At 33.4% G+C, this 19,882-nt stretch carries 21 protein-coding genes; 2 read left to right on the top strand and 19 right to left on the bottom strand.

Going from position 1 to position 19,882, the window contains the following annotated elements; all coding sequences use genetic code 11:
- Window positions 1–156 precede the first annotated feature (156 nt).
- From PT287_RS05655 to PT287_RS05620, 8 genes are all read right to left on the bottom strand, one after another.
- The gene (locus PT287_RS05655) at window positions 157–924 is read right to left on the bottom strand and encodes an ABC transporter permease (RefSeq protein WP_277133350.1); all 768 of its coding nucleotides are present in this window, start codon (window positions 922–924) and stop codon (window positions 157–159) included.
- A 21-nt stretch (window positions 925–945) separates the two neighbouring features.
- The gene (locus PT287_RS05650; RefSeq protein WP_277133348.1) at window positions 946–1,701 is read right to left on the bottom strand and encodes an ABC transporter permease; all 756 of its coding nucleotides are present in this window, start codon (window positions 1,699–1,701) and stop codon (window positions 946–948) included.
- Window positions 1,694–2,575, bottom strand: coding sequence for an ATP-binding cassette domain-containing protein (locus PT287_RS05645; protein WP_277133347.1), 882 nt, complete (start codon window positions 2,573–2,575; stop codon window positions 1,694–1,696). Before PT287_RS05645 ends, PT287_RS05650 begins: the two co-directional genes overlap by 8 nt.
- A gap of 24 nt (window positions 2,576–2,599) precedes the next feature.
- Window positions 2,600–2,965, bottom strand: coding sequence for a helix-turn-helix transcriptional regulator (locus tag PT287_RS05640; RefSeq protein WP_277133346.1), 366 nt, complete (start codon window positions 2,963–2,965; stop codon window positions 2,600–2,602).
- A gap of 276 nt (window positions 2,966–3,241) precedes the next feature.
- Window positions 3,242–4,150 (bottom strand): L-lactate dehydrogenase, encoded by a 909-nt coding sequence (locus PT287_RS05635; protein WP_277133345.1) that lies wholly within the window; start codon window positions 4,148–4,150, stop codon window positions 3,242–3,244.
- Window positions 4,151–4,489: 339 nt separating this feature from the next.
- Window positions 4,490–4,987: a cupin domain-containing protein gene (locus PT287_RS05630; protein ID WP_277133342.1), complete on the bottom strand. Its 498-nt coding sequence runs from the start codon at window positions 4,985–4,987 to the stop codon at window positions 4,490–4,492.
- A 77-nt stretch (window positions 4,988–5,064) separates the two neighbouring features.
- Complete coding sequence (gene nadC, locus PT287_RS05625; RefSeq protein WP_277133340.1) at window positions 5,065–5,913, bottom strand: carboxylating nicotinate-nucleotide diphosphorylase; 849 nt, start codon at window positions 5,911–5,913, stop codon at window positions 5,065–5,067.
- 2 nt (window positions 5,914–5,915) lie between these two features.
- Window positions 5,916–7,025 carry an MFS transporter gene (locus PT287_RS05620; RefSeq protein WP_277133382.1) on the bottom strand — a complete coding sequence of 370 codons (1,110 nt, stop codon included), beginning with the start codon at window positions 7,023–7,025 and terminating at the stop codon, window positions 5,916–5,918.
- A 354-nt stretch (window positions 7,026–7,379) separates the two neighbouring features.
- On the opposite strand from PT287_RS05620, the gene PT287_RS05615 reads away from it, so the two are divergent.
- Window positions 7,380–8,321: an aldo/keto reductase gene (locus PT287_RS05615; RefSeq protein WP_277133338.1), complete on the top strand. Its 942-nt coding sequence runs from the start codon at window positions 7,380–7,382 to the stop codon at window positions 8,319–8,321.
- A 49-nt stretch (window positions 8,322–8,370) separates the two neighbouring features.
- Here PT287_RS05615 and rpoN read toward each other — a convergent pair whose 3' ends face one another.
- The 11 genes from rpoN to PT287_RS05560 all read right to left on the bottom strand — a co-directional run bounded on the left by rpoN (window position 8,371) and on the right by PT287_RS05560 (window position 18,969).
- Window positions 8,371–9,633, bottom strand: coding sequence for an RNA polymerase factor sigma-54 (rpoN, locus tag PT287_RS05610; RefSeq protein WP_277133336.1), 1,263 nt, complete (start codon window positions 9,631–9,633; stop codon window positions 8,371–8,373).
- A gap of 46 nt (window positions 9,634–9,679) precedes the next feature.
- Window positions 9,680–10,507 carry a PTS system mannose/fructose/sorbose family transporter subunit IID gene (locus tag PT287_RS05605; protein ID WP_277133334.1) on the bottom strand — a complete coding sequence of 276 codons (828 nt, stop codon included), beginning with the start codon at window positions 10,505–10,507 and terminating at the stop codon, window positions 9,680–9,682.
- Window positions 10,504–11,325, bottom strand: coding sequence for a PTS sugar transporter subunit IIC (locus PT287_RS05600; protein WP_277133332.1), 822 nt, complete (start codon window positions 11,323–11,325; stop codon window positions 10,504–10,506). Before PT287_RS05600 ends, PT287_RS05605 begins: the two co-directional genes overlap by 4 nt.
- A gap of 25 nt (window positions 11,326–11,350) precedes the next feature.
- A complete protein-coding gene (locus PT287_RS05595; RefSeq protein WP_277133330.1) occupies window positions 11,351–11,851 on the bottom strand; it encodes a PTS sugar transporter subunit IIB in 501 nt (166 codons plus the stop codon).
- Window positions 11,852–11,853: 2 nt separating this feature from the next.
- The gene (locus PT287_RS05590) at window positions 11,854–12,495 is read right to left on the bottom strand and encodes an HAD-IA family hydrolase (RefSeq protein ID WP_277133328.1); all 642 of its coding nucleotides are present in this window, start codon (window positions 12,493–12,495) and stop codon (window positions 11,854–11,856) included.
- Between the two features lie 8 nt (window positions 12,496–12,503).
- A complete protein-coding gene (locus tag PT287_RS05585; RefSeq protein WP_277133326.1) occupies window positions 12,504–12,920 on the bottom strand; it encodes a PTS sugar transporter subunit IIA in 417 nt (138 codons plus the stop codon).
- 190 nt (window positions 12,921–13,110) lie between these two features.
- Complete coding sequence (locus tag PT287_RS05580) at window positions 13,111–15,675, bottom strand: sigma 54-interacting transcriptional regulator (RefSeq protein WP_277133325.1); 2,565 nt, start codon at window positions 15,673–15,675, stop codon at window positions 13,111–13,113.
- A 142-nt stretch (window positions 15,676–15,817) separates the two neighbouring features.
- Window positions 15,818–16,588: a class II aldolase/adducin family protein gene (locus PT287_RS05575; RefSeq protein WP_277133324.1), complete on the bottom strand. Its 771-nt coding sequence runs from the start codon at window positions 16,586–16,588 to the stop codon at window positions 15,818–15,820.
- Between the two features lie 219 nt (window positions 16,589–16,807).
- Window positions 16,808–18,169, bottom strand: coding sequence for a PTS transporter subunit IIC (locus PT287_RS05570; protein ID WP_277133322.1), 1,362 nt, complete (start codon window positions 18,167–18,169; stop codon window positions 16,808–16,810).
- A 24-nt stretch (window positions 18,170–18,193) separates the two neighbouring features.
- Window positions 18,194–18,514 (bottom strand): PTS galactitol transporter subunit IIB, encoded by a 321-nt coding sequence (locus PT287_RS05565; protein ID WP_277133320.1) that lies wholly within the window; start codon window positions 18,512–18,514, stop codon window positions 18,194–18,196.
- Window positions 18,511–18,969: a PTS sugar transporter subunit IIA gene (locus PT287_RS05560; RefSeq protein ID WP_277133318.1), complete on the bottom strand. Its 459-nt coding sequence runs from the start codon at window positions 18,967–18,969 to the stop codon at window positions 18,511–18,513. The genes PT287_RS05565 and PT287_RS05560 overlap by 4 nt, the downstream gene beginning before the upstream one ends.
- A gap of 164 nt (window positions 18,970–19,133) precedes the next feature.
- Here PT287_RS05560 and PT287_RS05555 point away from each other — a divergent pair, with 164 nt between their 5' ends.
- Window positions 19,134–19,877, top strand: a complete 744-nt coding sequence (locus PT287_RS05555; protein WP_277133316.1) for a DeoR/GlpR family DNA-binding transcription regulator — start codon at window positions 19,134–19,136, stop codon at window positions 19,875–19,877.
- Window positions 19,878–19,882: the final 5 nt, after the last annotated feature.

Genomic DNA, 19,882 nt, shown 5'->3' with positions numbered 1-19,882 from the left:
ATATGATTTAATGTTTCTGTTTTATCATTAACGAGGACAAAACAAAAAGGCGGTAATTTCTTACTACCACCTTTTTAGCAAACTATTATTAAAACTAAACTAATTAACCGAATATTAGTTAAAAACTTTATTATTTCGACTGATTAAAAATATGGCCTAGTAAAACTTCCTTTTCCTAAAAATCATATAACCAAGAATAAAAAATATTAGTAAGTATCCCAACGTCCCTAATATAATTTGTACATTTTCAAGATGAGTTGTCGAATAATACATTGCAAAGTTATAGTATTGCCTAGTTAGGCTAACCATATTCAGTGGATTCCATTTAAGCACGTTAACGAACTTGCCCAAATTTAATAAATTTGCTGAAACTGCTTGTCCTAAAAAGATAACCAAAAAACTAGTTGTAATCACAATTGCATTACTAGTAATCAAGCAAGATAACAAAAATACTAAGCTGATAATCAGCATCGTTGTTAACAAATCGATTAACATTGTATTAAGCATATTTAGCCAAATTGGTTGATGATATTCATAAATAGTAGTCCAAGTTATTGTGGTACCCATAGTTATCGACTTCAACCCAATGGTAAAAATAATTGCTAATACATGTAAAAAGCAATCATAGATAATAACTACAATATATTTAGATAGGTAAACGTCTAATTTTTTAGAAGCTTTATACAATATTGTCAAAATTGCATTATTTTGGAATTCCATCGAAAACATCGTTGACCCAATAATTACTAAAATAAACATTATCCAGTCTGGCGCATCATAACAGGTCATCAATAAGCGTTTCGACTCTCCATATCCTAAAGTACATAAAGCCATTATCATTAATATTAAAAGAATTACAGGTATAAACCATATAATTCTTTTATGTCGTTGTTTATAAAACTCTTGTTTAATATTAATAATCATTTTTATCTCATTTCACAAAAACTACACTCTTCGCTGTCTAAATAACAAGTAACCGAGAATTGCAAAAAACAAGCTATAAAAAAGCGTTCCCATGATCAACTGCGAATTACTTAACTGAGAAACTCTATAATAATAGGGCTTCGATAATTGTTGAGAAATAAAAACCATATTTAACGGATTCCACTTTAAAATGTTACTAATTGTTGGAAAAGTCTTCATTAAAGCTGTTGACAAGCTAGCACCAAAAAAGCCCCAGGCTAGCCCGATACATATAACTACAGCATTAACTCTTATCAACATAATTAACATAAAGGACATGGCCACAGCAAAAAGCGAGTAAATTATCATCCCTAAGATATTTAAGCCAAGTTGAATTAAGATTGTTTTCCCAGCAATCACTGTAAACAAATTATATTGTCTACTCTGTAAAACTATACTTAGTAAAAAAGCAGTAATTATTGCAGTAGCAGTCAATACTATGCCATACAGTAAAATGGTCAAAAATTTTGCAATATAAATTTCTGATCTTTCAGAATTTTTATATAACAATAGCAAAATCGTATTATTGCTGTATTCCATTGCAAAAAATGCTGAACCAATTGCAATCAAAATAATTGGTATCCATTCAATTGCGCCAAAAATTGATATTAAACTATCAGCATTAGTCTTAGAAGTTAGCGCACTATAAATCATCAGCAATACTAAAGCAACTAGGCCATACAGTGAGGTTTTTTGATGAATAAATTTATAAATTTCTTCTTTTAAGCTTCTAATCATGCTGTTCCCTTTGGTTAGCTAAAATATTAACTACAATTTGTTCAAAATCAGCTGTTACTGGCGACATTTCTCGTAAGTGGATATTTTGCTTTAAAAGCTCATCTTGAATTTGATAAAGATTTTGTGGTTTTACTAGCAAATAATTATCTTGTCTAGCAAAATTAATCTTTTTAGTTTCAAGTACAGCTTCTGCAAGAGAATTATTTTCAGTCATCACTTTATAATCTTGCTGGATAAGATGATTAAATTTTGTTACTTCTTGGTTCATAATAATTTGGCCATCATTAATTAAAATTGCTCTAGTCATCACTTTTTGTAATTCACTTAAAATATGACTGGAAATTAAAAATGCTGTCCCATTTTTTGCATAACAATCAATAAGTTGCCGAACTTTAATTGTCGACTCAATATCAAGGCCATTCATTGGTTCATCAAGAATAATTAATTGTGGCGTATTTAAAAAAGCAATTGCTATGCCCAATTTTTGTTTCATTCCTAAAGAGTATCCTGAAGCTTTTGTATCAATGTAATTGTTCATTTCAAGCGCCGCAATCAAGTAATCCATGTCTGATGACTGCTGACTGTATAACTCTAGGTTCTGCCTACCAGTTAAAAAGGGATAGATTGCTGGATGCTCTATCAGTGCACCTACATTTGCCAATGCATGATGATTAGTTTCAGTAACTTTTTTATTATTTACTTTAACTTCACCGGTAAATTTTGTTAGCCCCAGAATAGTTTTCATTATCGTTGTTTTACCAGCTCCATTCGGACCAATTAAACCAACAACTTCTCCAGACTTAATATTAAAACTAACCTGATTAACAATTTTGTCGTGCCCGATAAAGACATTCAGTTTATCAACTATTAGCATATATTTTCTTTCTAAACTAATTTCTTATTTTATAACTATAGCTATGAAAAATAATGCAATTAAAAATATGATAAACAACCACCAAAAATGACTTAAGAAATCCCAAAAATTCATCGTGCCATAACGCCGAACATATTTATTTTTTTGTGGATTAAAGACAAACTGCGTTTCATCTATTTTCGAATCGGTCTTTATACCTAATACCAAATCATCTAGACTAACATTAAAAATTTCTGCTAACTTAACTACATTATCCAAATCAGGTGTTGAATCACCAGATTCCCATTTAGAAACAGCTTGTCTACTAATAAGTAATTTAGCTGCAAGTTCATCCTGAGACAGAGCATTACTTTTACGATAAGTTTTTAATTGTTCTGCAAATTTAATCATCTTTTATCCTCCTAAATTGTTACTCATTTAGTTTGTCATAATAGTTTAAATAAGCAAGCAACTATTTTAATCATTACGGTAAAAAGCAACTAACATTTACGCAACTAATACTTGCCGAACCAGAAAATACCCCAAGTTATAAGGCATAAATCTGGTTGCAGCCAAAATAGCAAGCGATTTTATGTGAGCTTCAAAATACTCAATAATTCTTTAAAATTTTACACAAAAAAATCAGTGAACTGATAAAAGCTCACTGATTTTTTATTACCTATCTCACTAAATTTCTTTCTTTGCCTTTTCCTTAATGGTTTTGGCAGTTTGCTGCAGTTGTTTCTTTTCCTCATCAGTCAGATTCAATTCAACCTTTTGCACGATACCATCCCTGCCAACTACTGCAGGATAAGACATGTATGTTCCGTATTCTTCTTGGTAATTGGATACCGGCATTTCTGTACGTGAATCACTCAAGACAGCTTCAACTAAGCGCACAGCGGCTGCCGCAATACCAAAGTTAGTGTATTGCTTACCTGCATAAACTGTGTAACCTCCTTGCTTAATTTCCTCATTCATCTCAGCCAAACTCCAAGAATTTTTCTTAGCAGTTTCAATGAATGGCTTTTCCAAAACTTTAACGGTTGACCAAGCAGTAAATTGCGAGTCACCGTGTTCGCCAAGTGTAAAGCCAATAACTGAACGAGGATCAACGCCCGTCTTCTTACCAACAGCACGCTTCATCCGTGCGGTATCAAGCAGAGTTCCTGTTCCAAAGACATGATTCTTCGGCAGGCCCGTCAATTCTTGATACAAACCTGTAATTACGTCAACGGGGTTCGAAATACAAATAATAATCCCATTGAACCCGCTCTTCTTAATGCCATCAGTGACTGCAGCCATGCGCGGCTTATTATAACGTAACTCACCAAAACGATCTTTTGCGGACAACTTAATATTGCCCATCGCACTAATGATAATGTCTGCATCCCCAAGAGCCGCATAATCATTAACCGTAATATTTGCATGATAGTGCAAGTTGGCCATTGCATCCTCAAAGTCAAGTGCATCTGCCTTAACTTTGCCCTCGTTTTCATCGATCAATACCAAATCGTCTACTAATCCAGAAACAATCAACTGATGTGCCACAGTACAGCCTACATGTCCATCACCAATAATACCTATTTTGTTCATAACTAGTTTTCCTTTCTGTTGATAAGATTGTTAATATAGACTACATTATAAGCTGATTTTTACAAAAATAAAATTATTTTGAAAAATTAATTAAAATAATTAAACATGTGATTGCAATTATCCACAATTTGCAAATAGTATTGCACCTTTTTAAAATATTATCCACCTTTTCTGTTAATAACTTTATTTTTATTGTCAGTTTTACCTTAATTAACACATTTTTAACTCGACCATATTTTTTTGCACAAGCTGTGTGCATTTCCTGTTCATAAAATTTATAGCTAGATTTTTCCACAAAGTAAAAGAGCACTCCTGCTTTCAGAAGTACTCTTTTGCCTATTATTTTTCTGCAACTGTCATTCGTGTAATGACATCAGTTAATTTAGGATACTTGGTTAATAATTCTTGTCGACGATATAAAATGAAGTCATGATAATCAAATCCTGGCGCTACTACGCAGCTTACAAGGCAAAAGCCTTCGCCGCCTTCTACCTCAGCACCAAAAATCGTATTCTGCGGCACACTGTATTGCAAAACCTCGCCATTCTTAATGTCCTTGCCCAATTTTACCGTCCAGTATTTACCAGTTTCACTAATACAATGGATTGTAATTGGCTGACCATCATGATAAAACCAGATTTCATCATGGTTTAACTTGTGTAAATGTGATGGACTACTGGCATCAAGTAAAAACTCAATTGAGGTGTAGCGATATCGTTCGCCGTTACTTTCCGGAGCAAAATACTTGTCCGGACTATGAGAAATGTCTTTAAACCAGCCACCTTCAGCGTGTGGTTCCAAGTCTAGCTGCTTAATATAATCTTCCTTAGTATTCATAAATTGTGTTCCCTTTCTTATAATTAAAGGCTGGTAATCAGAATTCATTTTACCATTATCCAGAAAAGTTGAGAAGACTACTTAATTGCACCTGACTTATAGACACCTTGTACTAAAAAGCTAATATCAATAGGAGTTACATCATTAGTCAAACATCCCATTGAAATATAATCAGTACCACAACCACGATAACTAGCCAAATTGGTCAAATTAACACCTCCAGAAATTTCAGTAACGATCTCATTAGGAACCAATTGAACCCATTTCTTAATTGTAGCTGGCGTTTGGTTATCAAACATAATTGTTGTTGGCTTAGCTGCAATTGCCTCCTTTAACTCTGATATTGATTCAACCTCAACTTCAATTGGAGTCAACGGTCCTTGGACAGCCTTTAATGCAGTAATTGCCTTTTGGACTCCGCCCATTAGCGCAACATGATTATCCTTAAGCATGGCACCACCAGTCAAGCCAAAGCGATGATTAACTCCCCCGCCAATTCTAACAGCATATTTATCAAACATCCGCAATCCTGGTGCAGTCTTACGCGTGTCCGTAATTCTAATCGAATCGTCATCTAAAAGTTGAATAGCTTTTTTAACAACAGTCGCAATACCACTCATTCTTTGAATAAGATTTAATACCACTCGTTCAGCACTCAAAATAACTGCCGCATCACCTGTCACTTCACCAATTTGCATTCCTTTTTTGACAAAAGTACCATCAGTTACTAACGGATGATAGTTAGCCTGACCTAATAGATCATAAGCAATCTGTGGTACTTGTTGCCCGCAGATAACGCCATCTTGTTTGGCGACAAAATGACCACTGATCTTTTTTCCAGTTAAAAATTGACTGCTATAATCACCTTTTTCAAGATCTTCCTCTAAAAAGCTAATTAGTTTCTGCCGTAATAATAGATTATTCATTATTAATCCTCATTAATTGATGCTTGCTTCTTAACAGTCGGTATTAACAGCATTGCTGCAGCTCCAATAATTAACGAAACCATGAAAATAACAAAAATTACGTTAATTCCAATCTTTTGGTCAATTAATACTCCTACCAGTAGTGGCCCGATTACTGCGCCAATTCGACCAATTCCTTCAGCTAATCCTGTCATTGTTCCTCTAATTGCAGGTTCATAAATGCTCGGTGTAATAGCAATAATCGTCCCATAAGCACCTAAATTAAAGAAAGATAAAATGCAGCCGCAAATTACCGTTGCAACTGGAGTTTGTGCCTGACCAAATAAAACGGCACCAATTGCTGTTCCAATCATATAAATTGCAAAAATATAACGTAGATTTATTTTTTTAGTAAGCCAAGCAGCAGTAAAGTATCCGGGTAATTGCGCAACGATAATAATTACTGAATAACCAAAACTATCTACCACACTGTTACCTTTACTTGTCATGATTCCTGGTAGCCACATAAACATTCCGTAATAGCTGAACATGACCATAAACCAAGCCAACCACAACATCATTGTTTTAAAGTTTAAAAATTTGCCAATGGCAAAATGACGTTCTTTTTTAGCTGGCTGCTTAATTTCTGGTACTTGCTTACGCACAACAATTGCAAAAAATGCACTAATTGCCGTTACGATTAGTAAACCACGCCAAGATAAAACACCATTCAATGCAAACGATAAAAATGACGCAACTAACCAGCCTAAAGCCCAAAAGCTATCAGCCAAAATTAACATTCGTGATCTTTTAGTACCACTATATAAGTCAGAAACATAGGTCGCTGCAACTGGTAGCTCACCACCAAGACCCATGCCAACAAAGAAGCGAATTATTAAAAATGAATCAAAGCCTTGAGCAAACGCCAAAACAAAGTTACCAATTGAAAATGTTAATAGCGACAACATTAATGTATCTTTACGACCAATTCGATCAGCTAAATAACCGAAGAAAAAGCCACCACAAATCATTCCAATCGTACTAATTGAACTAATTAATCCTGTTTGTGAATTAGTTAATGCCCATTCTTTATGTACAATCGGCATAATAAACGATAATAAGCCAACGTCCATTGCATCAAACAGCCAGGCTGTTCCCACAATTGCAAAAATAAATCCTTTTTTCTTATACACTTTTTTACCCCACAAATTAGCAAATATTTAGTTAATTATTAACCACTCATAAGTCACCAATTGATAATTCGTGCTAATTGTAAACTTGTAAATGTAAAATTTCAATATAATTTTATTAAATAATTCGTGTTACTTTGATTTTTTGATATTTTTTTAGTATAAAGTTCTTGTTTAGTGCAATATAAGGTGCAAAATTAACAAAAATGTTTCCCTTTACGTTTATTACCAAATACCATCCACTTATTTTATTTTTCAGTCTAAAAAGACTTATACTAATCGGATGGAGGTACTCTTATGAAACAAATTAAAATTGGCCAAACAAACTTTACTGGCTCGGCCATTGCTTTAGGTATTATGCGGATGAATGCACTCACAACTGATGAGGCCATAGCTGCTTTAGACACTGCGCATGACGCCGGGATTAATTATATTGACTCGGCCGATATTTACGGTCATGGCAGGTCCGAAGAAGTTTTTGGCAAGGCATTTAAGCAATCGTCACTAACCCGCGATGATTTTTACATTCAATCTAAAACTGGTATTTACGAAAATCCGGAGCTGGATTACAAAACTACCCGTTATGATTTTTCAAAAAAGCATATTATTGAGGCCGTTGATGGCATTTTAACCAGAATGAGAATTGATTACCTTGATAGTCTCTTGTTGCATCGACCCGATGCCTTAATGGATCCAGCAGAAATTGGTGCTGCGTTTGACGAATTACAAACTGCAGGAAAAGTGCGCCACTTCGGTGTTTCTAACTTTAACCCAATGCAAGTTGCACTATTACAACAAGGTATCAGCCAAAAGCTACTGATTAACCAACTGCAATTCAGCGTGATGCACACTGGACCAATTGACTTTGGTATCCATACGAATATGACTGATGCGCGCAGCATTGACCATGATCGCGGCGTACTTGATTATTCACGCTTGCACAACATGACCGTTCAGGCATGGTCACCATTTCAATATGGACAAATCGAAGGTAACTTTATCAACAATCCTAAGTTTCCTGAAGTAAACGCGGCTTTGCAAAAATTAGCCGACCAAAAGGGTGTTTCCAAGAATGCTATTGCGGCGGCATGGATTCTGCGCCATCCTGCTAAAATTCAAGTGGTTATCGGCACAATGAATCCAGAACATATCATCGATAGTGCTAAGGGAGCCAACATTAGCTTAACCGCACAAGAGTGGTACGATATTTATTTAGCAGCTGGCAATGATTTACCATAAAATTTAACAATCAACAAATAACAGCAATCCGAAAATACTCGGATTGCTGTTATTTTGTTTTGCGTTGATAACTGTTAGCAATATTTAATTTTTGACGATACTTCGTAATCACTCGCCGACTTAGATTAATTCCTTTGGCCGCAAATAGCTCGACTAACTGCTGATCGCTCAAGGGATTAGCATGATCCTCATTCTTAATGAGTTGCATTAAGTCGTACTCAATCTTCGCCTGCGATAAGTCCGCTGTAACTGCTCGCGGAAACAGCAGCTTCAAACTAAAAATTTTATTTTGGCATTGAATGTACTTATCTTTAATTGCACGACTGATAGTGCTGGGGGCTAAATTCAACTCACGAGCTGCTTCTTTTAACCCCAGCGGTCGCAGTTGCTCTTTTTCAAGAGTAGTCAAAAAAGCATACTGCTGCTCACCAACAAATTTTCCTAATCGCATTAATGTCTGGTGGCGATGCATAATGGCATTCTTTAATTCAACATAACGTTGTTTTTGTTCAGAAAAATACTGTTTTTGCTCAGACTGCTTCCTTAACTTAGAAAAACTACGCTCGTCAAATAAAATTTCAGGGATTTGATTTTGAAAGCTCTCAATTGTTAGACGACCATCATTTACCCGGTAAATTAGGTCAGGAATTAGATATTGCGTATTGGTGTTATTAATAAACTGACTCGCCGGCAGTGGATTTAAGGTTTGAATACTGCTTAATGCCTGTTGCAGTTGCTTCTGTGAATAACTACTATCTGACCATTTTTGTTTATCTGCTAATAGCAACAATTGCTTATTGGTTAACAATTCTATGGCAATCGGATTAAAATCAGGCTGTTTTTTTGCCTGCAATAGTAAGCATTCCGCTAAGTCACCTGCACCAATACCACATGGATCAAGCTCTTGTAACAAATCGCGAGCGTGAATTAATTCCGCAACCAGAAACTCCGTTTGCGTAGCAAGCTCAGTCAGGTCAACTCGTAAATATCCATCCTGGTCTAAATTGTAAATTAATAATTTAACTACTTGCTTTTCCTTACTGCGCCAATTGTTTAACTCGACCTGCATTAATAAATGGTCAACTAAATTTTCCCCTTTTGGCGTTCGCAACCATTCTAAACTGTGCTCACTATTCTGCGGCTGCTTTAGCGATACAAATGGATCGCTTTCAGCCAAATCCTTCATCACATTAACTAGGTCATAAGTACTGTATGACAGAACTGCCAAATTTTGCTTTAATTTGGGTGACAAAAAAAGCCGCGTGACAAGCTGCTCCTTTGGTTTTAAAACCATTTTTTGCAATCGTGCCATCGACTTTTCTCCTTTTAGTCAAATTTATTACTAGTATTTTTGTTCATTATACTACACCAATTAATCCTAAAACGATTGACAATATAAATATTCCCAACATAACCCAATTAATATTAACTCTTTTACGTAAAAGATAAAAACATCCAACTGTAATCAAAAGTGGAACTAAGCCTTTAAACAGTTGATCTAAGTATCCCTGTAAAGCGATTGGCTTTCCTTTACCAATACTTAATGCAATTGTAGTTTTAAACTTGACATTCATTGCAGTCATACAGCCCATCATAAGTAGTCCCAAGGTACTTGCAGCCTTAGTTAGAATTTGCATACCACCGCTCTCATATACACGCTGAATAAATGTTGAGCCTAGGCTGTATCCTACATACGTTAAATAAAATGACAAGAAAACAGCTGGTATATTATAAATAAGTAGAAATAAAATTGGTCCCATGATTGAGCCCTGCATTGAAAGACCTATCCCAATACTTGCTGCAATAACTCTAAGAATTCCTTGAAAGAAAGTATCTCCGATTCCAGATAATGGTCCCATCAGTGAAGTTTTTACGGCAGTGATTGATTGATCATCAAAGTCATCGCCTCGAAGGCTCTTTTCTTTTTCCATTGATGCAACAATACCTAAAATTAAGTTTTCTGCATGAGGAGTACAATTGTACCATTGCACATGCCTTGTTAATGCTGCTTCTTTATCTTTCGTTGTCTTATAGAATCTGTTAATTGCCGGTAACATACAAAATGTAAACCCACTGGCATGAAATTTTGAAGGTCCCATTCGATCAGCATGCATTGCAAATGAACGTAGCGACATCGAATTTAACATTTTCTTTTCTTCTTTTGATAAATTTTCTGTTATTTTCATGCGAAAAAGTCCTCCTCTTCTTGTTGTTTTTGGTCTAAATTACTGTTTACTTTTGTTGCCATAGTAGATTTTTTCTTCTTTAGATCCAAAATATCTTTATCACGGAATGCCATTACAACTACTATTGCGATACCGATACATGCAATTGCCACTGCTGGTAAATTCAAATAAATCGTTAATACAAATCCTAATAAATAAAACACTGCCAGTTTATTAGCCCATAATATTTTCATTAGTGTTGCAAATCCAACAGCTGGTAATAATCCACCTGCAGTATTCAAGCCTGCCATTAAATTTTGAGGAATAAATTTGACCAGTGAACTTATTGCAGAAGAGCCTGCATAAACGCCTATAAAAGTCATTACTGCATAAATTCCATAATAAATAAACCAGGATAAAAAGTGAATGAAAATTAGGCCCTTTTGATTATTAGTTGCTGCAAATTTATCCAAAATAGGTGCAAAAATAATCATGACACCATTTTTTAATGCCAATAAAACAAAAGCTGCTAAAACGCCTATTGGTATAGTTAGCGTAACTGCTGCCTTTTGACTAATATTCGTTGTTACCGCAAAAGTTACAGCTAATACTGTTGCAATAGCCGGCTCAGATGAAATTACACCACCGACATTCAATGCTCCCATAAATACGGCTTCTAGGGTAGCTCCAATTGTTAACCCAAGCTTTAAATTTCCTAAAAATAGTCCTGTCACAGCGCCAATCACAATTGGACGGTCAATATAACTATTGCCTGTTAAATAGCTTCCTGCATAACAAAGAAGCATAACTAACATAGCAATTAATGCTGCTTTTAACATTATTTTCTCCTCTCTTCCTTAAAAATTAAGCTTTACCATTAATTAGTTGTGGAATTGTTAGCTTTTCAGAAGTGGGTAATCCTTGCGAAAATGTCTCAACATCAGACAATTTATCTAATTCCTTTAACTTAGTAATTTCATCAGGATTAAGTGCTATTGCAGAATTAAATCTGACAATCTTTGATTTATCAGTTTGATCAAATCTTCCCGCATTTGCTACATTGACTTGCTCCACTTGATCAACATTTTTCGCAATTTCATAAGCATCTTTAACACAATTAGTCACTACAAAAATTCTCATATTTTTTCCTCGTGGATCATTTAAAACGCTAATAGAATCTTTAATACCACGAATTAATAATTTTTTATCACTAGGCATTGCCATTTTCATTGTCATTTGAGCAACATCATTTTCAGCTGCACCATCATTAGCAACTAAAATTGCGGAAGCATTCAATTCTCTACTCCATACAAGTGCTACCTGTCCATGAATTAATCTATCATCTACTCTAACTTGTACTATCATTATTACTTTTTCTCCCTTACTATTTGTAATAAATCTGACATTCTATCAATACAATAAGTTGGTTGATACGGGCGAATCTGTTCATAATTTTTTTGCGACCAAGTTACAAATACACTGCGTGTATGAGCATTGTTAGCAGATTCAATATCTTGCCAATTATCACCAATCATCAAAGTTTCTTTAGGATTCGCATTTATTTTTTGCATTGCAATTAATATTGGTTCGGCATCAGGCTTTCTCCTTTTGCATTCATCACCACCAATTACAACGTCAAATACAGAAGCTAAATTAAATAAATTCAGTCCATGATTAACCATGTACTTACGTTTCATCGAAACTACTCCTAAATGACATCCTAAATTTTTTAATTTCTGTAAAACTTCTTTAACATCTGGAAATAATCGAACACTTTGGTCATGCCGTAAATCGCTATATGTATTGTATGCATATAATATTTTGTCCTCTAATCCCGGATATAATTCACGATATACATCTATTAAGTGTCTTCCATTAAAGGGTTTAACTTCATCTACAGTAAAAGTATGATCACCGTATTTATTGAGTGCATACATATTCGATTCATTAATCAAATCGTTACTATTTAAAAGTGTTCCATCCCAATCAAATAAAATTGTCTTAATCATAATTTTTTCTAATTAAAAAAGTCATCTTCTTTATTTTCATTTACTTTAGTCTCTACTATTTTTAATTGACTATCATTAATCATTTCTTGTAAGTTATGCATTGAAACATTATCTGTCGCTAATAATATTGATAAAACAATTGGCAAGTTCATTCCTGTAATTACATAAATGTTTTTTTTGCCTGAATTTATAACTTCTGAAACAACCTTTTGATTAACACTTCCTCCATAAATATCAGTAAAAATAAATCCCTGATCATTTGCACCTATACTAGCTATAAAATCAATAATTTGACCTGTAAAGTCTGAATCATCAACATAAGCATCAATAACTCTAAGGTTCTTCTCTTTACCTGTTAAAATTTTAATAGAACTTCTAATACCACTAGCTAATTTGCCATGTGATGCCAATAAAATTTTTTTCATCTTTTTCCTCCCTCTAACTTTCTTTTAGCAAAATACATGCCAACTAAATCATTGTCTTTATAGCTTTTATAGCTTTTTAGTTGTTGAATAAAGTGTTTAATTTAAATGATTAATTAAACACTTCCGTTAACATACAAAAAATACTAAATTTTACTAATTCTTTCCGTAAAATTTAGTATTGCCTTTTATCTTAAATAAACTGGCTAAACAGCTCATATAAAACATTCATTTCTGAAGCCGTAATTCTAATATTGTATTTTATTTCTATTGGTTGAAAAACACTATGAGTTATTTTGAAAAATTTTGCCTCCTTTTTAGATATCGACTTTTCCACACTAACTGATGAATTATGAAGCATTAGTCGTTCAATCATCAGTGCGATATGCATATATAAATTAAGCTTGAATTTACCATCAAATTTCACTTTATAAAGCAGTTCATATTTATTAATAATTGTTTCTACCTCACCAATAACTACGTCAGGATTTAAAAAACTTAATCTCTCAGCAATTCCTTCTTTAGAAAAGAAACGAACAATTTGATTATTAAAATTTATTATCTGCTCTGATGATAAGTATGGGGTCAACCAATCACGTAATTTTTCTTCACCACTTGCATCCAACAAATTATATAAATTCATATGTTTAAACTTCACATCTTTAGTGATATCAATCGTTGTCAACACAAAAAGTGTACGATCAAAATATGACCATTCCTTTCTCATTATTTTTTCTTTCAAAGAATCATAACTAATTGCAATTGTCTTAATATCGGCTGGCATGAATGGTCTAATTATTTCACTTACTTTTTCAGCAATTCCTAGCCCCGAAACACATGAAACCAAAATATTAGGTAATTGAGAAAAGCCTTCATAATATTTTGCTTCAATTGCGTAATCTTGGTCTGCTTTTTCGGCAATCTTTTTAAATGGTGTATTCTGTTTAATTTTAATCGCAACATCAAGTGCTGTCAGGGTAGTTAAATTATTAATTACTAATAAATCACCATCTAAATGTGAATTAATTTTAGAATAAAGTTGTTCTAATGAGCCCATATCTATCATCAACACAAAGCCATTAGTTGTGTTGAAACTGTCTATTAATTTATTTGCTTCTTTAATAATGGAAGAAACATTAGCATCAATAGGCATATCAATTGCATCAAAAATATAATTTTCACATAAGGAATTAACGACAGCCTGAATACTGGTAGCAGTATTTTCTCCATGTGCAACCATTAAAGCACGCAATTTAATATTTTCATCAACAAATTGACTTATTAAGATAGTAAAAATTATCATTAAAGAGTTTTTGCTTATTTTATCCAATATTGGCAATTGTTGATAAAAAATATCTGCTATATGAAATGAACGTGGTAACTTCTTTGAAAAAATTTTAGTTAAACTTTCTCTATCTATTTTAGTAATCCTAAAATGGCTTTTATATAATATGAATATTAGCGGCTCAATTGATGTTGCCATATTTAATCCATACCTCTTTTGAATAATTTCTAAAAAAATACGTTGATGTTGTAAATGAAGCCCTGTCTCAAATTCAATTTTATTATTTATACTATTTAAATTTTGAAGTTTTGTTTGACAAGCGCATAACTTTTTTAATGAATAATTTTCTGCTAACTGATGAATTGATATTTTTAAATCATCTAATCCCAACGAAAAATCATATTGTGAAATAAATTTCATTTTTTTATTTGGATCAACTAAAATAGTTCCCCAATTATAATATTTAGGTAAATTATTCAAAGATAAATTAGAGATAGTCACGTTAATTGTCGGCAAATTTAAATCACGATTATATGCCGATGCACAAGTAAGTTGAATGATATTCTTAATATATCCAATATTTCCTCTATGCTTTATTTGTAATAATGCAGAAACGACATGCTGATCGACACAGATACTTTTATTTATTTTTCTTGCTTCTTTATAAACAAGTAATTTCAATAATTCTAATCGCTCATCAATTGGTCGATCTATATAATCAGGTAATTTTATTTTTACTGGTATTCGCCTTAAAAATGTTGTTAATAAGACCTTATCTGGATCTTCCGTAGTTGCCATTATCAATCGAACATTGGTTTTTTCAGCATGAATATTATCACCTATTTTATAAAATTTACCTGTATCAATAAAACTAAACAATTTTTCTTGATTTTCACTACTTAGACGATGAACTTCATCTAAAAATAAGAACCCACCGTTGGCTTGTTTTAAAAGCCCTTCAGTTTCTTCATTTGCACCCGTAAAAGCCCCCTTCACATATCCAAACAAAGTACTAGAAATTAATTCTGGATTATCAGCATAATTAGCACAATTAAAAGTAATATATGGTGCACCAGCTTTTTTAATTTGTTTACTTATAGAATAACGATAAATTTTATTTGCTAAATAACTTTTACCAACACCTGAATGACCTGTAATTAAAATATTTAATCCATTTGGAGGATATACTACTGCTGCTTTAACCTGATCAATGATATGTTTCATTGAGCCTTTATATCCTATAAAATCAGTAAAAACTTGAGAAAAATTAGAAGATACTTGCTCTGTTATTTGCCATTTTACAGGTCTACCCGTAATTTTTATTACTTTACGTTCCTTTAATAACTTATTAAGATAGTGACTAACTACAGATCTAGATAATTTTAAATTCTCTGCTAATTGAAGAGTAGGAATAGCATGCTCAGAAGCTTGTTTTGCTAATTCATCATAAACTCGTTTTTCTGCTATACTCATAAAATTCCTCAATCCACACTTTTATTCCAAAAAAACCTGATCAAATTGATCAGGTTTTGCACAAATAATCTTGATAATAGTTGCATCTATAGAAAAAATGTTATATGGTCAAAGTGGTCAAACTTTGTAAGAAGGGCACTTTTTAGTCGCCCTTTTTATTTTGGGCTGTTTTTTTATTATAAAGTGCTTTTCCAGCTTTAACATCTTCCCAAGTACCAATTTTTGTATCTTCGGAATAATATCCGTCTAGGACACCAATTTTTTGAAATACAGTTTGCTTATATGCAACTTTAGCATTATATTCAGTAATATCAACGTCAGCTAAAGACTTATGTAATGCAGTTAGCGGATCCATATCCTTTCCACCTGATGTAAACAAAGTACCATGTGAGTTTAGGATAAAACCATTTCGTAAAGCTTTTGAGCCCAGCTTTTTAATTTCTCCCGCAACATACTGTGCCAGTTCTTCTGTACACATTGGATGCCAATCTAGAGTTCTTATTTCTTTCAACTTTTGTGTAGCTTCTGTAACATTGGGCATATTCAAACCACTTGTACCCCAAAACATACATTGATCAGCATGGGAGTGAAAGACACATTTAATATCTGGATTAGTATCATAAATTGCTTCGTGCATATTAATTTCACGAGTTACCTTACCATTTCCAGAAATAACTTTACGAGTGTGTGGTTCAATTACCAAAATCTGATCAGCATTTAAATAGCCCATATATGCTTCTGACATCATTGTTGGTGTCATTACATAGTAATCTTTACCAGCTTCATCTTGAACTTTAATGCTAATATTTCCACCAACAATATTAGTATCACGACGTTCCATTACTTCTCGAACTACTTTTGCTAAATCTTCACGTTCATATTCAAAAGGTATTCTTCCTGCAGGATATTTCATAAATTATTTTTCCTCCTTATATTATTTTTAGTAGACCAACAATTTTTAACAAAAAGGGTATCACTTCCCTTCTTATTAATTAGTAATCCTAAAATAATAACGAAGATATTTAGCCAATAAGTCTTAGTTATAAGAGCTAGACTGAATAGTCCGAAAGCTAGAAGAGATAAGCATGTCCAAAAAAACTTTTTATTTGAAATGTTTTTCATTAATCTATACCTATTCGACTTTAGCCGCTTTCTTATACTTTAAAGCAGGAATCGGATTTTTCTTAAATGAGCGATACAGCAGCCAGAATAAAACCATCAATACTACTAAGACAATGATTGCCCATATATTACCACGACCAGCCCAAGCCATTGCCCATCTCAATTCAGGGGCTTCAATTGAACTCCACGAAACTTGAGAACCGGCTGGGACTTTAATGGTAGTACTAGATTTTGCTAATTTAGTAAAGATATTTGCAAAATATGATGCTCCATATAAGAAGACTGGTTCGTAAATCACACCCAAAACTAGCATTCTTAATAAATTGCCACCAGTAAGCAGTAAGCCACCAACACCAATACAATAATTAATTACACCAGCAATTGGTAGAATAGTATTACCCGGCAAAACTGCAGCATAAATAATCGAAACTGGAATCATTAGTACCATTGTTACCCATAATTCAGTACTTTGACCCAAAATTGGCCAGTCTAATCCAATGGAGAATGTTCTGCCTTTAACGTGTTTCTTCATAAAGTCACTCATAGTAGAGCCAAATGGTGTTAGTGCATCCATAAAGAATTTAGCCATAACTGGAAAGATAGCCATTACAGCTCCAACAGTAACCGCTAAATTCAGAGCATCGCCCAAACTATAACGACCAGCCAAAGCTAACAAAAGTCCAATAATTGAGCCCATTACAACTGGTTCACTAAAAACACCAATTTTTTTCTTTAAAGCTGTAGCATCCCATTCACGATTAAAAATCGGAATATAATCCATCAATTTATTAATAGGCGACATAATAATAGCAGTAAAAGCCTCAATGTGTGTTACAGTAACGCCTTCATAACCTAACATATTAGCTATTTCTTTGCTCCACATATCACCAAGCTTCAAACAAATCACTACTTGAATTGCACCACAGATAAAGCCCCAAATTAAACTACCAGAAATTTGGTAAACCATATAGCCAGTTAAAGCAACTCCCCAAACATTCCACATATCTGCATTCATCGTGTCTGTCAGTTTTGCTAAAAGCATAATGATATTTACAACAATTTCTACTGCAAAGAAAAGAAAAGCTAAGGTCCAACTCCATGTAATTGAAGCCGCACCAGTCCAGCCGAAATCTACCGCAGGTAAATTGATTCCAGTATATTTAGCTAAAGCTTTAGCAGCAGGACTAACAGTTTGAGTCAATTGGTTTATTGCCATTGACATACCAATAAACCCAGTTCCTAGATACAGTCCAGAAGTTACAGCCTTAGACGGCTTCATTCCAAATATTAGTCCCAAAATCATAATTAAAATTGGAATTAACACTTGAGCTCCAACGCTTAAAATTCCTTGAACTATCGCGTTCCAGTCCATTCAAATCATCTCCTATACGATTTGTTATTTTGCCTGTTTAACAATATCAGCTACTTTTTGATTAGCTTCATCTTGTCCCATACCAGTTAGCCATGGTAAACCTACCATACCGACAACGTTGTTCTGATCAAGCGCTTCTTGAAGCTCTCCATCAGCCGGAGCGATGCCAACATAAATAATGACGTTAGCATCATTTTCAACAGATCCTTTGGCTTCTGCAACAGGCTCTGGTGTAGCTTTAGCAATTTGATCTAATCCTTGGTCTGCTAAAAAATCATTAATTTTATTAGCAACTTGAGGACTAGTAGCAACGCCCGTTCCACAACAAACTAAAATAGTTTTCATTTTGATAATCCCTCAAACTTTCTTTCAACTAACTGAAGCATCTTTTCAGCAGTAGCTATCTCTTTAAATTGCCCAACAAAGTTTTCATCTTGAAAAGCTGAAATTATTTGAGATAGCAATTCAGGTTGCTTTTTACCATTCTTTAAACCTAAAAACAAAAAATCATTAGCTGCAATCTCAGCATTATCACCCATTTGTCTCAATTTTAATGGTTGATTAGTTCGCGCAATATATATAAATGGTCGTTTGACATATTGTGGATCCACATGTGGCAACGCTAAAGATATTTTTGGAAACTTTAATCCAGTCGGATAAGAGAGTTCCCTCTTCTCAAGACTCGTAATATAACCTAAGTTTGCATACTCCAAATTAATGACCCTCAGCCCAACTAAATCAAATAACTGCTCTTCAGTAGACACAGAAACATTTAAATCAATTAAATTTTCGTAAAACAATACTTAAACCTCCTTTCTTATTCTGTATACGTTTTCAATATAATACCTAAGTTGAACATTGTCAACCTAAATTTAACAAAGATAAACACAGAATTACTTTTATTGTTCATGAATGTTTGTTATACTATGTGTGTGATATAATTCTAGTATGAAGAAGTGATTTTGTGAGTTTACAAGAAAAAAGATTAACAGAGATTAACAATATTCTAAGTAAAACAGGATTTATGACAACCGTTGATATTGCAAAAAATTTACAAGTTTCACCAATGACTATCAGACGTGATCTCAAGCGCTTAGAAGAACAAGGAAAAATAACCAGAATTTATGGCGGTGCCCAAAGCAATAATCAGACAGAATCAACAACAAACGAAAAATTAAAGAAAAATATCGTTGAAAAAAAAGAAATTGCCAAATTATTAGCAAATAAAATTACTAATAACTCAACAATTTTTTTAGGTGCGGGGACCACTTTACTAATGGCAGTACCCCAACTAATACCGAAGAATTTGACTTTTGTAACTAACAGCTTGCCAGCTTTTAATGAAATAAATAAAAGTGACTGCCGTTTATTACTTACCGGCGGTGAATTGCATAGAAACACCGAAGAATTCTTAGGAGAAAAAGCTGAAAATATTTTTAATGGTCTCAATTTAGATTATGCATTATGCTCTACTAATGGAATCAGTGAAAACCGTGTTACAACAAGCACAATACCTGAAGGCAACATTCAAAATATTGCCATTGCACATTCTGAAAAATCATTTATTGTAGCAGATCATACTAAACTAGATCATTCAGATATTATAACTTTTCAAAAATTGGATAAATTTGATTGTTTGGTAACAGATCCAGAAATCGAAAATGAAAGCGTTAAGAAATATTCAAAATATATTAAAATGATTTACTAACAATT

It is taken from the genome of Lactobacillus sp. ESL0679 (assembly GCF_029433515.1).
In the GTDB taxonomy this organism is placed as follows: Bacteria; Bacillota; Bacilli; order Lactobacillales; family Lactobacillaceae; genus Lactobacillus.
This window is presented reverse-complemented; position numbering and strand designations above follow the sequence as displayed.

Excerpts from the sequence above, each read along its gene's own strand:
- PT287_RS05655 (WP_277133350.1), bottom strand. The coding sequence starts at position 924 with ATGATTATTAATATTAAACAAGAGTTTTATAAACAACGACATAAAAGA.
- PT287_RS05650 (WP_277133348.1), bottom strand. The coding sequence starts at position 1,701 with ATGATTAGAAGCTTAAAAGAAGAAATTTATAAATTTATTCATCAAAAA.
- PT287_RS05645 (WP_277133347.1), bottom strand. The coding sequence starts at position 2,575 with ATGCTAATAGTTGATAAACTGAATGTCTTTATCGGGCACGACAAAATT.
- PT287_RS05640 (WP_277133346.1), bottom strand. The coding sequence starts at position 2,965 with ATGATTAAATTTGCAGAACAATTAAAAACTTATCGTAAAAGTAATGCT.
- PT287_RS05635 (WP_277133345.1), bottom strand. The coding sequence starts at position 4,150 with ATGAACAAAATAGGTATTATTGGTGATGGACATGTAGGCTGTACTGTG.
- PT287_RS05630 (WP_277133342.1), bottom strand. The coding sequence starts at position 4,987 with ATGAATACTAAGGAAGATTATATTAAGCAGCTAGACTTGGAACCACAC.
- nadC (WP_277133340.1), bottom strand. The coding sequence starts at position 5,913 with ATGAATAATCTATTATTACGGCAGAAACTAATTAGCTTTTTAGAGGAA.
- PT287_RS05620 (WP_277133382.1), bottom strand. The coding sequence starts at position 7,025 with ATGGACGTTGGCTTATTATCGTTTATTATGCCGATTGTACATAAAGAA.
- PT287_RS05615 (WP_277133338.1), top strand. The coding sequence starts at position 7,380 with ATGAAACAAATTAAAATTGGCCAAACAAACTTTACTGGCTCGGCCATT.
- rpoN (WP_277133336.1), bottom strand. The coding sequence starts at position 9,633 with ATGGCACGATTGCAAAAAATGGTTTTAAAACCAAAGGAGCAGCTTGTC.
- PT287_RS05605 (WP_277133334.1), bottom strand. The coding sequence starts at position 10,507 with ATGAAAATAACAGAAAATTTATCAAAAGAAGAAAAGAAAATGTTAAAT.
- PT287_RS05600 (WP_277133332.1), bottom strand. The coding sequence starts at position 11,325 with ATGTTAAAAGCAGCATTAATTGCTATGTTAGTTATGCTTCTTTGTTAT.
- PT287_RS05595 (WP_277133330.1), bottom strand. The coding sequence starts at position 11,851 with ATGATAGTACAAGTTAGAGTAGATGATAGATTAATTCATGGACAGGTA.
- PT287_RS05590 (WP_277133328.1), bottom strand. The coding sequence starts at position 12,495 with ATGATTAAGACAATTTTATTTGATTGGGATGGAACACTTTTAAATAGT.
- PT287_RS05585 (WP_277133326.1), bottom strand. The coding sequence starts at position 12,920 with ATGAAAAAAATTTTATTGGCATCACATGGCAAATTAGCTAGTGGTATT.
- PT287_RS05580 (WP_277133325.1), bottom strand. The coding sequence starts at position 15,675 with ATGAGTATAGCAGAAAAACGAGTTTATGATGAATTAGCAAAACAAGCT.
- PT287_RS05575 (WP_277133324.1), bottom strand. The coding sequence starts at position 16,588 with ATGAAATATCCTGCAGGAAGAATACCTTTTGAATATGAACGTGAAGAT.
- PT287_RS05570 (WP_277133322.1), bottom strand. The coding sequence starts at position 18,169 with ATGGACTGGAACGCGATAGTTCAAGGAATTTTAAGCGTTGGAGCTCAA.
- PT287_RS05565 (WP_277133320.1), bottom strand. The coding sequence starts at position 18,514 with ATGAAAACTATTTTAGTTTGTTGTGGAACGGGCGTTGCTACTAGTCCT.